Source organism: Streptomyces sp. Ag109_O5-10 (assembly GCF_900105755.1).
Taxonomy (GTDB): Bacteria; Actinomycetota; Actinomycetes; order Streptomycetales; family Streptomycetaceae; genus Streptomyces.
The window spans coordinates 9,146,684-9,162,533 of sequence record NZ_FNTQ01000001.1 but is presented as its reverse complement, the minus strand read 5'-3'; the positions used below and the strand labels follow the sequence as shown (position 1 = coordinate 9,162,533).

Sequence of the window (15,850 nt, the reverse complement as noted above, 5' to 3'; positions counted from 1 at the left end):
TGGATGACAAACACGGTGTCGTCAACGTGATGACTACCTGAGGGAGGTGCCCGTGACCGCAGCCGACCAGCCGTCCGCGGCCCGTACGAACACCCACAGCCCGGCGTCGTTCCTTGCCGCCGAGGCGGCTCTCGCCGCCATAGACGACGCGTTGCGCGATGCCCAGCACGAGACTCCCGACGCCGGGGACCCCGGTCCCGAGCAGGCGCTGGCCTCCCTGATGCTGCTGCGGCAGGTGCGCGAGCGGCTGGCAGGCTGGGAGACGGGCCTCATCGAAACCGCCCGCGACGCCGGAGCCAGCTGGGCCGACCTCGCCCATCCCCTCGGCGTCGCCAGCCGTCAGGCCGCCGAACGCCGCTACCTGCGCGGCCGCCCCGGCGCCGCAGGCACCACCGGCGAGCAGCGCGTGACGGCCACCCGCCAGGCCAGAGCCGCCGAACGCGCCACCGCCACCTGGGCCCGCGCCAACGCCGCCGACCTGCGCCGTCTCGCCGGACAGATCAGCGCGCTCGCCCACCTCGCGCCGGAAGCGCGCTCAGCCCAGGCCGCCCTGCATGCCGCTCTCGGCGCCGCCGACGCCGCCGAGCTCATTGCGCCCCTGACCGGAATGCGTCCCTACCTCGATGCCCGCCACACCGGCCTCGTCGAATCCCTGGACGCCCTCGAGGACCGGCGAACGGCGGCAGCCGCTGACGATGACTGACCCCCACCCCGCAGAATCGCCTCATGCGGGTGTGGTCCGGCCCACCCCGAACCACGCCGACGGCGGGCAACGGTCCGTCCCGGCCCGAGTCCGCCTCCGAGTCCGAGTTCGTTCATGACGATCCCACAGAAAGAGACCCACATGGGCAGCAGTGCCGAGACGCTGGAATTCCAGGCCGAGACCCGCCAGTTGCTCCGACTGGTGATTCATTCGATCTACTCGAACAAGGACATCTTCCTGCGCGAGCTGATCTCGAACGCCTCCGACGCCTTGGACAAACTGCGGCTGGAATCGCTGACCGACTCCGGCCTCACCGAGATCGACACCGCCGACCTGCACATCACGCTCGAGGTCGACAAGGACGCCCGCACCCTGACCGTCCGTGACAACGGGATCGGCATGACCCGGGACGATCTCGTCGACCTGATCGGCACGATCGCCAAGTCCGGCACCGCCGGCCTGCTGGAGAAGATCAAGGAATCCAAGGACGCCGCCACCGTCGAGAACCTGATCGGGCAGTTCGGCGTCGGCTTCTACTCGGCGTTCATGGTCGCCGACAAGGTCACCCTGCGCACTCGGCGCGCCGGCACCGGCTCCGGCACCCAGTGGGAGTCCGACGGCGAGGGCACCTACGACCTCCAGAGCGTCGACGGCCTGCCCGTGGGCACCTCGGTCACCCTGCACCTCAAGCCCGCCGACAGCGAGGACGGGCTCGCCGACTACCTGTCCGAGTCGAAAATCCGCCAGATCGTCAAGCGGTACTCCGACTTCATCCGCTGGCCGATCCGGATGGCCACCGAGCGCAGCGACGCCGAGGGCGAGACCACCTCCGGCATCGACACGCTCAACTCGATGAAGGCGCTGTGGGGCCGGCCGCGCAGTGAGGTGACCGAAGGCGAGTACAACGAGTTCTACCAGCAGATCAGCCACGACTGGCTGCCCCCGGCCGAGACGATCCACATGCGCGCCGAAGGCACCTTCGAGTACGAGGCGCTGCTGTTCATCCCCTCGCAGGCACCCTTCGACCTGTTCTCCCGCGAGACCAAGCCCGGCGTGCAGCTCTACGTCAAGCGGGTGTTCATCATGGACGACTGCGAAGCGCTCATGCCCAACTATCTGCGCTTCGTCAAGGGTGTCGTGGACGCCCACGACCTGTCGCTGAACGTCTCCCGCGAGATCCTCCAGCACGACCGGCAGATCCGCGGCGTACGCCGGCGCCTGGTCAAGAAGGTCCTCGGCGCCATCAAGGACATGCAGTCCAAGGACGCCGAGCGCTACGCCAAGGTGTGGGCGCAGTTCGGCCGGGCGCTGAAGGAAGGCCTGCTCGAGGACACGGACAACACCGAGACCCTGCTGGAGCTGCTGTCGGCCGCCTCCACCCACGACCCGGAGAAGACCACCACGCTGCGCGAGTACGTCGAGCGCATGAAGGACGGCCAGGACACCATCTACTACCTCACCGGCGAGAGCCGCGCCATGGTGGAGAACTCCCCGCACATGGAGGCCTTCGCCGCCAAGGGGTACGAGGTCCTCATCCTCACCGACCCCGTCGACGAGGTGTGGGTGGACCAGATCCCGGCCTTCGACGGTCACCGTCTGCAGTCCATCGCCAAGGGCCAGGTCGATCTCGACGAGTCCGCCGACGGCGACCAGGACTCCGACGCCGAGAAGGTCCAGCGCGAACAGGACTTCGCCGCCCTGCTGCCGTGGCTGACCACCACTCTGTCCGAGCAGGTCAAGCAGGTCCGGCTGTCCTCACGCCTGACGACCTCGGCGGCCTGCATCGTCGGCGACGCCCACGACGTGACGCCGACCCTGGAGAAGATGTACCGGGCGATGGGCCAGCAGATACCCCCGGTCAAGCGGATCCTGGAACTCAACCCCGCACACCCGCTGGTCAACGCCCTGCGCACAGCACACGACGCAGGCGCCGACGACCCCGCGCTGGCGGAGATCGCCGAACTGATCTACGGCAGCGCGCTGCTCGCCGAAGGAGGCGACCTGCCCGACCCGGCCCGCTTCACCCGGCTGCTCACCGACCGCCTGACCCACACCCTGTAACCACGGTGCGGCCCGGCACCACCGAAGCGCCGGGCCGCCCCCACCCCGACCGCGCCACCTGGCACCGTCGCGCGTGGATCACGCCGACGATCCACAAGGGGCGGCCGTGCAGGGCCGGCACCACGTCGCCTTCGTCCACGCGGCCGCCGTCGCCCGCGGTGGCGCCTCGCGCCGCGAACACCCGAACATGCGAGCGCGGTCATCCTCGACCTGCCGTGCCGAACGACGCGCCGGCCTGGGGGCGGCGTACGGTGCAGGTATGGCGCCGCCCCTGCCCGGTCCGCTGGCCCACCTCGCCCCACTGCTCGGACACTACGGCTACTGGGCCGTCGGCGCAGTGGTCCTCGTCGAGGACTTCGGTGTCCCCGCCCCGGGCGAGACCATCCTGATCGCCGCGGGGATCTATGCCGGAGCCGGCCGGCTGAACATCGTGGCGGTCGCGGTGATCGCCTTTGCCGCAGCCGTCGTGGGCGACAACGTCGGCTACCTGATCGGCCGCTCCGGCGGACGGGCCCTCGTGCACCGCTGGGGCCGCTACGTCTTCCTCACCCCCGAGCGCTTCCACAAGGCGGAGGAGTTCTTCACCCGCCACGGCGCCCCGATCGTCATCGTGGCCCGCTTCATCGAAGGACTGCGCCAGGCCAACGGCATCATCGCCGGGACCAGTGGCATGCCCTGGCGACGCTTCCTCGCCTACAACGCGATCGGTGCCGCGCTGTGGGTCGGGCTGTGGGCGACGCTGGCCTTCGTGGCCGGCACCCACATCACCGCCCTCTACGACGAGATCACCCGCTACCAGCTCTACGCACTGATCGCTCTCGCAGTTCTGGCCGCCGCGCTTGTCGGCCGGCATGTGCTGCGGCGCAGACACGAGAACTGATGTGACACCTGGAGCCGTTCACCCTTCGGTCCTCGACCCGGGTAGAGGCAGCACCGAGCGGCGGTGAAGGAACTCCGCCACCGCGAGGGCCCCGGTGAGCGCGGCGAGCGCTCCGAAGCCGTAGGTGAGGGTGGCGATCGAGGCGATGGCCGCGACGAGCAGCGGGCCGCCCGCGTCGCCCAGTTCGCGGCCCAGTTCGGCGGCGCCCATGGTCTGCCCCAGCCGTTCCGCAGGAGCGCTCGCTGCCAGTGCGGCGAAGCCGAGCGGGGTGATCAGCCCCGTACCGGCCCCGATCAGCGCGGCTGCGAGGAGGATGCCGGTCAGCCCCGGCAGCATCGCACAGGTCAGCCCCGAGGCGGTGAGCGACAGCCCTGCGGCCAGGCCGGTCCGGGCGGTGAGGCGTCCGTCGTCCAGAGCGCGCCCGGCACGCGGCTGCACGAGGGCCGCACAGCCGGCGAGCAACGACACCGCCGCCCCGGTCGCGACCGTGCCCAGCCCCACGGCGCGGCCGGAGACAGGCAGGAAACCGACGCCGGCCGACAGGGCCGCGGTGGCTGCCGCGAGCGCGGCCGTCGGGGCGAGGAAGACAGGCTCGGCCAACCGTCGGGCCAGGTCGAGGACCGTCTGCCGGGCCTTGGGCAGCGGCGCCGCATCGGGCACGGTGAGCGCGGCCCAGACGGCGACCGCCGCGCCGAGCACCGCCAGGACGGCGAACAGCAGGCGCAGACCTCCGGCCCACACCAGAACGCCGCCCAGCAGCGGACCGAGGGTGTAGCCGATCGACTTGTGGAAACCGTAGCTGCCGAAGGCCCTCCCGTGCCCGGCCGACGGGTTGAGGCGGGCGACCAGCACGGAGGCGGAGGGCGAGAAGGCCGAGGCCGCGGCTCCCTGGCCGAGGCGGGCGGCCCAGAGCCAGCCGGGACTGTCGGCGACGGCGTACAGCGCGGACGCGGCGGCGAAGGCCACGAGCCCGCCGAACAGCACCGGGCGGGCACCGATCCGGTCGGCGAGCATGCCGAAGAGCGGCTTGAGGACGACCTCGGCGCCGTCGTAGAGGGCCAGCAATCCGCCGAGCACGAGCAGGGAGGTGACAGCGTCATCGGTGTGGCCGCCGAGGTTGGCGGCGATGCCGTGCGCGCCGAAGGCGGTGGTGAACCCGGCCGCGTACAGCGGCCGCATCTGCCGGGCCGGGGTAGAGGACGGGGTCACCGGCGCGCCCCCGGCGTCTGATCGCGAGCGGCGAAGACCCGCTCGGCGTAGTCCTCGCGGACGGCGGCGCACGCCTCGAGCCGTCGGCCCGCGTCGGCCGCCTCCGGAACTCCGCAGGCGACCCGCGCGGACAAGTACCGGTGCCAGCGCCGCGGCCGTTCCAGCGACTGTTCCTCACCGGCGGCGAAGACCGGCACGTCCGGAACGGCCCACTCGCCCTGCCCGAGCGAGAGCGCACCGGCCTTGCACAGCGCCCGCCGGACCGCGCCCCGGTGCTGGGAGGGGCCGACAGACAATTCGGTCACGGGCACGAGCCGGCGTCTCCCCGGTTCCGGATTCGACACAACGGTGAATGTAGCGGCTGTTACGTTCCTTGATGTGCCGAAGGAGCGCTCGGCGACAACTTCAGCAGCCCAGAGATCAAGGCGTAGGCGACCACAAGGAGCCCGCGGTGCCCACGGCAAGCGGGACCGGGCCCGCCTGGCGCCGGAGCGGGAGAAGCCCGGGAAGAGCAGGGCGAGGATCTGCGGGCCGCCGACGAGCATCGCGCCCGTGGAGTGGACGTGGTGTCGCGAACTGCGCGGGGAGAACGCCAGACGGTCAGCGTGTCGAGGTCGTGACGCCCGCCGCCGGAGGGCCTCGGAGCCCCAGTCCGAGGCCCTCCGGTTCTTCCGCCGTCACAGGCCGCCGGCCCTCCCTGACCTGCGCGGGTTCTGCGTCACCTTGCGCTGCCACTCGGCTTGCTCTCACGGCCGGGTGCTGGGCGGATCCCACCTCCGGACCGTCGCACCCGGCGCGAGTCCTCCACCCGCACCGTGTGCGCCCGGCGACGGCAGAGGCTGCCCATGGTGCCGGCCGCCGGGCACGGCAGCGCGACGACGGGTCCCGCCGGTGTGGGAGGTCTGCTGGAACCGGTTGAACGGGTCAGCAGTTCCACTGGGACGAATGGGGGCTGTAGTTGTTCGCGAGGTGGACGAACTCGCCCCGCGAGACGCAGCTGCCAATGGGGCTGACATAGCCGGTCTCCCGGTACATCCTCACGCCCAGTCCCGACGTGCCGTTGTTGTAGACGGCGTACGTGAACTTCCCGTCCGCCACCCACGAGCAGTCGTACCAGGAAAAGGCGTCGTCCTGCCACTTGCACATCTGCGAGTAGGAATTGTCCTGAACGTGCCAGGCACAGAAGTACGTGCGGGGGCATTCGTTTTTGTCGATGGGGAACGCAGCCGGCGCTGCCGACGCCGGGGCTGTGGTGGAGGCGGTCATTGCGCCTACGGCGACGGCGGCCGTTGCGGCGAACCGTGCCAGGCGTGAGCGGATCAGCATCTCTCTCCTTTGGTCAGATCTGGTCGGTGCGTGAGCTGCCGGACGACGCGCATGGCCTTCAATGTGGCCTAGTGGAGGTGTTTCTGTTCGGCGACCGTAATGCCTTCCGCTTCAACGTCTGGTAGCGCCGAAGGTCAGCCCGGGTCGAATCGTCGAGCGTGGATTCCTCCGCGTCCCGTTGGGCTTCGCGCACCGTCTCGTGAAGCCGTACCTTGCGCTCGCAGACGTAATCGTCGGACGCGATGCGCAACTCCTTGCGGCCCAGGCTGCGTAGTGCTCTGTCGCTGCCGTCGGTCGACTCCACGTCTCGGGCAAGCTCTGTTCTCGGTGCCTGCAGATCGTCGAAGAAGTAGCCCGACTTCCACATGCACGAGGACCATGTGGCCACGGCGCTGATATATCGGCCGTCTCTTTCGACCTGGTCCATCACAGCCGCCTGCAAGCCCTCCAGTTCATTCTCGAGCCGGTTCCAGCCCGGCCCGTAGGCGGCTTCCCGGCCCCGGTAGGCGCACCCGTCGGGCCGGTAGGTCAGAACCACTCCGGTCGGAAGAGTGAACTTCTCGACGTGCGTGCCTTCCAGCGCCTTTGTCCAGTCAGTGGAGTGGTGGGCGGCCGGCGGAGCATGGTTGCGCGTCCCGCTGAGAATCTCTCCCACTACGCCGTAACCGTCCTGGCGCGCCTGCTCCTCGCGGAGCAGACCGTACGGATTGGTGGTCACCGCGCGCTCGCTCACCGACGTTCGCTCCGGCTCGTACCTGAATCCTCGGCGTGCCATGCACTCAGCGACGGCGGACTCCTCGTGCTCTCGCAGACGAGCGGTGTCGGCCACGGAGGTGACGAGGACGCCGGACAGGGGGCGGGGGTCGAGGGGGACTTGCCCTCGGTCGCCGCTACCCGGGAACGAACAGCCGGCCGTGAACGCGGCGGCGGTGACGACGATCTCCGCGAGCCGTACGGGGACTCGCCTCACACGCACCAGTCGTCCGAGTAGACGTGGTGGTACAGAGCCGTTCCCCATTCCGGGTTGTCGGCCACGTCGTTGAGCGAGTACATGCCCGTGCCGCGGGCCAACGTCCAGTAGTGGCCCGTGTAGTTGCGCTCGCTGTAGACCCGTACGTTGCAGGAGGTACCGGCGTTCCACAGAGACTCGGCGCCACGGAACGGGGAGAAGCCGGTGAGGTCCGTGTTGTCCTCGTAGACCGCCCCGCGTGATCCGGATTCGTACGTCGAGGTGTAGGCGCACAGCGCCCCGGAGGGGCAGTCTGCGGCTTCGGCGGTGCCTGCCGCCCCCAGGGTGGTCAGGACGAGTGCTGCGGCGCCCAGGAAGGAGCCGATGGCGAGCTGCCTGGGTACAGGCTCCGCCCTTTGCGTGTCTCCCATGACATCCTTTCGTCGGTCGTACCGCTGTGGCTCTCTGCGCCCGGCAGTCCGTCGTACGGGCCGTTGCATCTGCAGACGTACTGGTGCGCCCGACGCCGCTCCCCCGGGCCTGTTCGGCACTCAGGCCGAGGCCGCCCACGGCGAGGGCGACTACGGCGTCGGAGCTCGTTGCGTCGCCGTGGTGTGCACACCGGACGTGACAGGGCGGAGCTTCGTCATCGTCGGCCCTTCTCCGTGGTCCGGGTCCGCTTCCGGATCCTGCCGGCGTCCGGTCGTCCAACAGACCGAGGTGAGTCGGCGGAGCGAAGACCGCCGTCGGCTGCTGCCCTTGTTTGTACTGCTGTTTCGTTGTCCGGAATCGGGGGTTGGATGCCGGACGACAAGCTCCGGACAATGAGCCGGACCTGTTGATCTCAGGGAGGTACGGGTGCCACGAGGCGAGCGTCCGCTGGCGGACGACGACGGCGTGCTGACCGCCTTCGCGGCCGACCTGCGGAGATTACGGGCCGAGGCGGGGAGCCCGCCCTACCGGGAGTTGGCCCGTCGGGCGCACTACTCGTCCTCGACCCTCGCGGACGCAGCCGCGGGGCGCAGACTGCCGAGCCTGGCCGTCACCCTCGCATACGTACGGGCCTGTGACGGTGATCCGGCCGCGTGGGAGACGCGGTGGCGTTCGACCGCCGCGGAATTGGCGGCCGATGCGCCGGCCGAGGCGCCGACCGGTTCCCTCGACGACGAGCGCCGGAGCCCCTACGCGGGGCTCGCGGCGTTTGAGCCGCAAGACGCCGAACGGTTCTTCGGACGCGAGCGCCTGACCGACGACCTGGTCACCCGCGTCCGTGACCATCGCTTCCTCGCGGTGTTCGGCGCCTCCGGCTCGGGCAAGTCGTCCCTGTTGCGGGCCGGCCTGCTGCCCAGGGCCGATGCCATCGCAGCGGGGAAAGGCGAATGGCGCACGGTATTGCTCGTCCCCGGCCCCCACCCGCTGGAGGAGTGCGCGGCGCGACTCGCCGCGTTGAACGGCGGTTCAGCCACCGCCCTGTCCGAGGAGCTACGGGAAAAGCCCCGCGCCCTGCACATGACCGTGCTGCAGATCCTCGCCGACCGGTCCGAGGACAGTGAACTCCTGCTGATCGTGGACCAGTTCGAGGAGGTCTTCACTCTCTGCGCCGGCACACGGGAGCGGGCCGCATTCATCGAGGCACTGACCACCGCAGCCCAGGCCGCCAACAGCCGTACCCGTGTCGTGATCGGCGTCCGGGCCGACTTCTACGCCCGCTGCTCCGAACACCCGGAGCTTGTCGAGGCGCTGCGCGACGCCCAGTTGCTTGTCGGCCCGATGACCACCGACGAGCTGCGCCGGGCCATCAGCCAACCCGCCGTACAGGCCGATTGCACGGTCGAAACCCCGCTGCTGGCCCGCGTCGTCGCCGATGCCACCGGCCAGCCCAACGCCCTGCCGCTGATCTCACACGCCTTGCGCGAAACCTGGCGGCGCCGACGCGGCAACACCCTCACCCTGGCTGGTTACGAAGCCGCCGGCGGTATCCGACATGCTCTCGCGCAGACAGCCGAAACCGTCTTCGCCGCCCTGACGCCTGCGCAGCAGGACCTGGCCCGCGCCGTCTTCCTGCGGCTCGTCGTCCTGGGCGAGGGGGTCGACGACACCAGACGACGCGTGGCGCGCGCCGAATTGGACGCCCTCGCTCACCCCGGTACCCAGGCCGTTCTGGACGCCCTGGCCCAGGCCCGCCTCGTCACACTGGACACCGACACCGTCGAGGTCACCCACGAGGCACTGCTCCAAGCGTGGCCGCGGCTGGCCGGCTGGCTGAACGAGGACCGGGCAGGACTCCTCGTCCACCAGCGGTTGACGGAAGCCGCGACCATCTGGGATCGCGAACACAGGGATCCGGGCCTGCTCTACCGCGGCAGCCGGCTGGCCACAGCTGCCGAATGGGCCGAACGTCACCGCGGCGACCTCCTTCTCGGCGAACGGGTCCAGGACTTCCTGACGGCGTCCCTCCGGCAGCAACGCCGGGCAGCTCACCTGCGCCGAGCGGCAGTCGCGGTACTGGCCGTCCTGGCGGTACTGGCCTCAACCGCCGCCGTCGTCGCGTTCCAGCAGCGCGGCGCCGCACGGGCGGAGCGCGATGTCGCCATTTCCCGGGAGATCACGGCCCGGTCCGAGCAGGTGGAGGGCAACGACACCTCGCTGGCCGCACGTCTCAGCCTGGCCGCCTACCGGCTGCGGCCCTCTCCCGAGCTCTACACCAGGCTCCTCAGCACCGAGAACACGCCCCTCGCGACCACGTTGAACGGCCACACCGGCACCGTTTTCGCCGTGGCCTACAGCCCTGACCGGCGCACCCTTGCCACCGCGGGCGCCGACGGCACCGTGCGCCTGTGGGACGTCACCGACTCCGCCCGCCCCAGAGCGCTCGGCAAACCCCTCAGGGACCACATCGGCTGGGTGTACTGGCTGGCCTTCAGCCCCGACGGCCGCACTCTGGCAGCCGCGGGCCGCGACCGGGCGGTACGGCTGTGGAACGTCACCGACCCCGCTCACCCCGTGGTGTGGGGGCCGCCCCTGAGGGGGCACACCAGTTACGTGTTCTCCGTGTCGTTCAGTGCCGACGGCCGGATCCTCGCCACCGCGAGCTACGACCACACGGTGCGGCTGTGGAACGTGTCCGACCCCGCGCACGCCACGCTCGTCGGTCACGCCCTGACCGACCATGTGGGGGCGGTCGCCTCGGCGACGTTCAGCCCGAGAGGGCGCGTGCTCGCCAGCGCCGGCCACGACCACACCATCCGCCTTTGGGACATCGCGGACCCGGCCGAGCCCAAGCCTCTCGGCATTGCGATGAAGGGCCACGAAGACACGGTCTACGCGGTCGCCTTCAGCCCCGACGGACGCACGCTCGCCAGCGTCAGCAACGACCACACCGTGCGCCTGTGGGACGTGTCCCGCCCCACGCACGCCACCCCTCTGGGCCCTGCGCTGACCGGCCACACCGACTCGGTGTACGCCGTGGCGTTCAGCCCCGACGGACAGACCCTCGCCACCGCCGGCGCCGACCACACCGTACGGCTGTGGAACGTCACCGACCCCCGGCACCCGTCGACCCTCGGCGAACCGCTGACCGGTCACACCGACTACGTCTACTGGCTGGCCTTCAGCCCGGACGGCCGTACGCTCGCCAGTGCCTCCCGTGACCACACGGTACGGCTGTGGCATCTTCCCGCTACTCGTCTGGCCACCCAAGGTCCCCTCGGTGCCGTCGCCTTCAGCCCCGGTGGTCGTCTTCTGGCCACCGGGGGCAGCGACCAGACCACGAAGCTCTGGGATGTCACCGATCCATCGCTTCCCAGAGAACTGGCTGCGCTGGCGGGCACCGAGGACACCGTCTCCAGCGTGGCCTTCAGCCCCGACGGCCGCCTGCTGGCCACGTCCGGAGCCGACGGCACCGTGCGTCTGTGGGACGTAGCCGACCCCCGCCGGGCCAGGCGCCTGCGGGTGCTGGGCGGCCACAAGGGCCCGGTCATGCGTGTGGTGTTCAGCCGGAACGGCCGCGTGCTGGCCACCGCGAGCGCCGACCACACGGTACGGCTGTGGAACGTCACCGATCCGGGGCGTGCCCGCGCTCTGAGCGTCCTCCAGGGCCACACCGACAGCGTCGAGGCGCTGGCGTTCAGCCCGGACGGACACGTTCTGGCCAGCGCGGGCGCCGATGACACGCTGCGTCTGTGGAACACGTCGAATCCGGCACAGCCCCGGCTGTTCCGGCCGGCCGTACAGACCGACAGCGGCGGCATTCGCGCCGCGGCCTTCAGCCCGGACGGTCACACCCTCGCCACCGCGAGCGCCGACCACACCGTACGCCTGTGGAACGTCACCGACCCTGTCCACCTCGCACGGGCGGGCCTGCCGCTCACCGGCCACTCCAGCTTCGTCGACACCCTCACCTTCAGCCCGGACGGGCATGTCCTGGCCACCGGTGGCGACGACCGGACCGTGCGCCTGTGGGACGTATCGCATCCGGAACATGCCGGCGCCATCGGTGCGGCCCTGACCGGTCACGGCGGACCCGTCAACGACACGGCGTTCAGCCCGGACGGGCGTGTCCTGGCAACCGTCGCCGACGACCGCACCCTTCAGCTGACGCGCGTCGACGTCGGGGTAGCCGTCCAACGGGTCTGCGTCAGCACCCGCAGCGCCCTGACACCGCAGCAATGGCAGCAATACCTGCCCGACCTGCCGTTCCGGTCCCTGTGCTGACGAGGATCACCAGGACGGACACCGGCCGTAACCCGGTGACAGCCACCGGAACGACGGTGCGGCCTCCCGACGGAGACGGGTGACAGCCCATAGTGGGCAGGCCGCGCGGCTGCTGGTGGACCGCGGTACTGCGCGCACAGGGATCAGGCGCGAAGCTGCATGTATTCGAAAACGGAACCGTCCGGGTGGCGAGCGACGATTCTGGTCCCGTTGGGTACTTCGTTGGGAGCTTCAAGGATTTCGGCGTTCGCCTTGCCGAGAGCCTCAAGAACGGGAGCCAGGGAGCCGACGATGACGGTTCCGTTCTGCCAGACATACTTCTCAAGGGGGCCGGAGTAGAGCAGGAATGGTCCCACCAGTGCCAACTCGAGCTCACGGTAGGGGAATCGGCGGACTTCCGTTTCTCCGGTCAGCTCCTGGTAGAGCGGGATAGCGGCGTCAAGGTCATCCACCGCGACGTTTGCGACCATTGCATGGATGTTGCTGCTCATTTCAGTGCTTCCTTTTGGGTTTGCGGTTTCGGTATAGACGTAGTCGGCACCCGCACGGCGCCGTGAACCAGATTCGGCGCGAGGGGCCGTAGCCCGTGCGCTGTCGTCCGAATAGGCGCGAGGTTCGGAGGCCGCATATGGGGAACTGGGCGGGACCCTTCAGCACAACCGAGCGGACCGCCAGTGATGCGGTCAGATCTGGTTGAGTCCGCCGTCCACGAACAACTCCGATCCGGTGACGAAGCTGCTTTCGCTGCCGGCGAGGAACAGAGCGGCGGCAGCGGCCTCGTCGGGGTGTCCCATCCGGCCCAGTGGCACCTGGCTGGCGAAGACGTCCCTCAGTTTGGCGGCCTCGGTGGCGTCGGCAGCCAGTCCGTTGATGCCCGGCGTGACGATCGGCCCGGGTACCAGGGTGTTCACCCGGATGGCCCGTCCCCTGAGTTCGTTGGCCCAGGTGCGGGAGAAGGACCGGACGGCGGCCTTGGATGCGGCGTACACGCCGAAGGCGGCCTCGCCCGAAGTGGCCGCGGTCGACCCGGTCAGGATCACCGACGCGCCGTCGCTGAGGAACGGAATTGCCTTCTGGACGGTGAAGAGCATCCCCCTGACGTTGGTGTTGAACGTCGCGTCGAAGTGCTCCTCCGTGACCTGTTCGAGAGTGGCGAATTCGCCGCCACCTGCGTTGGCGAACAGCACGTCGATGGTCCGCCCCCGCTCTTCGACGGCCGCGTAGAGGCGGTCGATGTCTGCGAGGTCGGCGACATCGCCCCTTACCGCGGTGGCCCCGTGGCCGATCTCGGCCAGGGCGGCGTCGAGGGCCTCCTGCCGGCGCCCGGTGATGAACACGTGGGCACCTTCGCGCGCGAACCGCTTGGCAGTGGCCAGGCCGATTCCGCTGTTGCCTCCGGTGACGACGGCCGTCTTTCCGTCAAGCTGTCCCATGATCATTACTCCTCTTCGGCGCGGACATCGTCCGTTCGCCAAGCGCCGCTAGCACGTCACGGCCCGCACGGGAGGCGGGCACAGTTATGGACTATACGGTAAAGAACTTCGTTATGGACCGTACGGGCAAAAACGGCGGTGCGAGGTACGCCACTCCCCTCGCCGGTCGATGACCGCACAGAGGGTGGGCGCGGACAGGCGCTCTCTGCCCTGAGGCACCCCCACGCCGAACGGCAGGCAGGCCGGCGCGCGGCCCGGCCCCCAGGGGGCCGGGTCAGGCGATGACAGGCCCGGACTCGCGCGCGCCTCTTTGCCGCCCCCGCTCCAGGAGCCCGAACAGCCGCGCATCCGGCTCATCACGCGACGGCCTCAGCACCGATAGATCTGGACCGATGAGTCAAGAAGGGCGTATGCTCTCCTCATGGGACGGCCTCGAAAATTCGACGAAAAGCAGGTCCTGGAGTCCGTACGCGAGCAGTTCTGGAATCAGGGCTACGAGGCTACGTCGCTGCAGGATCTGACGGATGCCACCGGGCTGGGCAAGGGAAGCCTCTACGGCGCCTTCGGTGACAAGCGGCAGCTGTTCTTGCACGTGCTGGACAGCTACCGCACCGAGCAGCTGAACAGCGTCCGGGCGATACTCACCGGTCCCGGTGCCGCGGTCGAACGCCTGACTCTCCTCGTGGAGGGCGTGGCCAAGGGATTCGCGGAAGACCCGCTGCGGCGGGGATGTCTCCTGGTCAACAGCACGTCCGAGCTGCACAGCAACGAGCCCGAGGTCGTCTCACGGTCCAGAACCACGTACCAGGAGGTCGAAGACCTTCTGATCGCATGCGTGAAGGAAGCCCAGCAAGACGGATCCATCAAACCGAGCGCCGACCCCCAGGAACTCGGGCGCCTGATCCTGGCCGTGATGCAGGGCATCGAGTTCCTCGCCAAGACGGACATGGACGACGCGGCTCTTCTGCAGATCGCCCACACCGCGCTCAAGCTCCTCGGCTGACGTTCCAGGTGTGCGCATGCACCGTCTGGTACCGCACGGCCCACCCCAGGTCCGTGCGCCAGCCCGTGGAGAAGCGGCCGTGTCGTCGGTGCCGGCCCACTGTACCGATGCCGGTGCTCCAGCCAGGACGTCGACAGGTACAGACGCAGGTCGATCTGGGTGCGGCCGCCACGCGGTGTCGGGTGAGCACCGCGGGCGGCGGACGCCCCCTGCGCCTCGGCGCTAACTGCGCGCGAACTCCAGCAGGTCCTTGTTGAAGATTTCGGCGTACTTGGGCACCATCGCGAGGCCGTGCGGTGCGCCCTCGTAGACCTTGTACTGCGCACCCTTGACGATCTTGGATGATTTGTCGCCGGCTGCGACGATGGGCACGATCTGGTCGTCGTCGCCGTGCACGATCAGTGTCGGCACATCGACCTTCTTCAGGTCCTCGGTCGTGTCCGTTTCCGAAAACGCCTTGACGCAGTCGTAGGCGCCCTTGATTCCGACGGTCATGCTCCAGAGCCAGAACTCGTCACGCGTTCCCTGGGTGACGGTCGATCCCTCACGGTTTGCCCCGTAGAACGGGGCGCTGAGGTCCTTGTAGTACTGGGAGCGGTCTGTGAGCACACCTTGGCGGATCTCGTCGAACACCTCGATCGGCAGACCTTCCGGGTTGGCTTCCGTCTTGAGCATGAGCGGGGGGATCGCGCCGAGCAGGACCAGTTTGGCGACACGGGCCGTGCCGTGTCGGCCGATGTAGCGAGTGACTTCGCCGCCGCCGGTGGAGTGGCCGACCAGGATGACGTCGTGGAGGTCTTCGGCTTCGATGACAGCGGCCAGGTCGTCGGCGTAGGAGTCGAGGTTGTTGCCGTCCCAGGTCTGTCCCGAGCGGCCGCCGCCTCGTCGGTCATGGGCGATGGCGCGGAATCCGTTGTCCGCCATGAGCTTCATCTGGGGGTCCCAGGCGTCGGCCGTGAGGGGCCAGCCGTGGGAGAAGACAACGGGTTGGCCGGATCCCCAGTCCTTGTAGAAGATCTGAGTGCCGTCCTTGGCAGTGGCGAAGGGCATGGTGTGCGTTCCTCTCGCAGCTCGCTCGCCGCTCCCTGTTTCACGCCGCCCGGGCTGTGACGGGAGAAGGCGCTGAGGTCACCATAATCAGGAGGCATCGTTTCAGCGCGCTGGAAAGCACCGCACTGAATGTGAGCGGACCGGCAGCGCCTGACAAGATGCGGAAGCGCGCTGCGCATGGTGGACTGTAAGGCGTCATCGGCGTTTCCATGACCGCCTCGCTGCAGGCCGAGCCGAATGGCTGGACTCCGGGACCTGTCATATATCCCCGCCGTCTCGTGCCGGCGGGAACGCGTTCACCACCCGGTCGGCTTTCTCGTGATGCGCTGATCCGCGAGTTTCGAGTGATCGTGGTGCCCCATTCGGGTCAGGGCGTCAGGTGCGGTTGAGGGGGTGTGATATCCGCCCGGGCAGGCGCGGGGACACGGACGAAAACAGGGCAGCAATCCGCAACGGGATCAGCCGACCCGGACAGCCGGATGATCACCTGGCGTGCTGCTCGCTCGGGGGCAGGCGGAGGAAG

Annotated in this window: 13 protein-coding genes; 5 read left to right on the top strand and 8 right to left on the bottom strand. The window is 69.3% G+C overall.

The features are described 5' to 3' along the window. Positions 1–52 precede the first annotated feature (52 nt). From BLW82_RS41550 to BLW82_RS41540, 3 genes are all read left to right on the top strand, one after another. Positions 53–703: a type III effector protein gene (locus BLW82_RS41550; RefSeq protein WP_093507471.1), complete on the top strand. Its 651-nt coding sequence runs from the start codon at positions 53–55 to the stop codon at positions 701–703. A 141-nt stretch (positions 704–844) separates the two neighbouring features. Beyond that, entirely contained in the window at positions 845–2,764 is a 1,920-nt protein-coding gene (gene htpG / locus BLW82_RS41545; RefSeq protein ID WP_093507469.1) for a molecular chaperone HtpG, read from the top strand. A 259-nt stretch (positions 2,765–3,023) separates the two neighbouring features. Then, positions 3,024–3,644 (top strand): DedA family protein, encoded by a 621-nt coding sequence (locus BLW82_RS41540; RefSeq protein WP_093508567.1) that lies wholly within the window; start codon positions 3,024–3,026, stop codon positions 3,642–3,644. Between the two features lie 18 nt (positions 3,645–3,662). Here BLW82_RS41540 and BLW82_RS41535 read toward each other — a convergent pair whose 3' ends face one another. The 5 genes from BLW82_RS41535 to BLW82_RS41515 all read right to left on the bottom strand — a co-directional run bounded on the left by BLW82_RS41535 (position 3,663) and on the right by BLW82_RS41515 (position 7,559). Next, positions 3,663–4,823, bottom strand: coding sequence for an MFS transporter (locus tag BLW82_RS41535; protein ID WP_093507467.1), 1,161 nt, complete (start codon positions 4,821–4,823; stop codon positions 3,663–3,665). Between the two features lie 26 nt (positions 4,824–4,849). Beyond that, positions 4,850–5,158, bottom strand: coding sequence for a Chromate resistance protein ChrB (locus BLW82_RS41530; protein ID WP_256216142.1), 309 nt, complete (start codon positions 5,156–5,158; stop codon positions 4,850–4,852). A 619-nt stretch (positions 5,159–5,777) separates the two neighbouring features. Beyond that, complete coding sequence (locus tag BLW82_RS44080) at positions 5,778–5,999, bottom strand: hypothetical protein (RefSeq protein WP_143063747.1); 222 nt, start codon at positions 5,997–5,999, stop codon at positions 5,778–5,780. Between the two features lie 238 nt (positions 6,000–6,237). Further along, positions 6,238–7,149 (bottom strand): hypothetical protein, encoded by a 912-nt coding sequence (locus tag BLW82_RS41520; protein WP_093507461.1) that lies wholly within the window; start codon positions 7,147–7,149, stop codon positions 6,238–6,240. Next, positions 7,146–7,559, bottom strand: a complete 414-nt coding sequence (locus tag BLW82_RS41515) for a peptidase inhibitor family I36 protein (RefSeq protein ID WP_177233235.1) — start codon at positions 7,557–7,559, stop codon at positions 7,146–7,148. Before BLW82_RS41515 ends, BLW82_RS41520 begins: the two co-directional genes overlap by 4 nt. Before the next feature lie 427 nt (positions 7,560–7,986). On the opposite strand from BLW82_RS41515, the gene BLW82_RS41510 reads away from it, so the two are divergent. Beyond that, positions 7,987–11,841 (top strand): nSTAND1 domain-containing NTPase, encoded by a 3,855-nt coding sequence (locus BLW82_RS41510; protein WP_218162397.1) that lies wholly within the window; start codon positions 7,987–7,989, stop codon positions 11,839–11,841. A 143-nt stretch (positions 11,842–11,984) separates the two neighbouring features. Here the strand turns inward: BLW82_RS41510 and BLW82_RS41505 are convergent, their stop codons facing one another. Together BLW82_RS41505 and BLW82_RS41500 are read right to left on the bottom strand one after the other, a co-directional pair. Continuing rightward, positions 11,985–12,332, bottom strand: coding sequence for a VOC family protein (locus BLW82_RS41505; protein WP_093507457.1), 348 nt, complete (start codon positions 12,330–12,332; stop codon positions 11,985–11,987). 192 nt (positions 12,333–12,524) lie between these two features. After that, entirely contained in the window at positions 12,525–13,274 is a 750-nt protein-coding gene (locus tag BLW82_RS41500) for an SDR family oxidoreductase (RefSeq protein ID WP_093508565.1), read from the bottom strand. Positions 13,275–13,695: 421 nt separating this feature from the next. Between BLW82_RS41500 and BLW82_RS41495 the strand changes: the two genes are divergently transcribed. Then, positions 13,696–14,277 carry a TetR/AcrR family transcriptional regulator gene (locus BLW82_RS41495; protein ID WP_093507455.1) on the top strand — a complete coding sequence of 194 codons (582 nt, stop codon included), beginning with the start codon at positions 13,696–13,698 and terminating at the stop codon, positions 14,275–14,277. Positions 14,278–14,499: 222 nt separating this feature from the next. On the opposite strand, the gene BLW82_RS41490 is transcribed toward BLW82_RS41495, so the two are convergent. Then, positions 14,500–15,327: an alpha/beta fold hydrolase gene (locus BLW82_RS41490; protein ID WP_093507453.1), complete on the bottom strand. Its 828-nt coding sequence runs from the start codon at positions 15,325–15,327 to the stop codon at positions 14,500–14,502. Positions 15,328–15,850 lie beyond the last annotated feature (523 nt).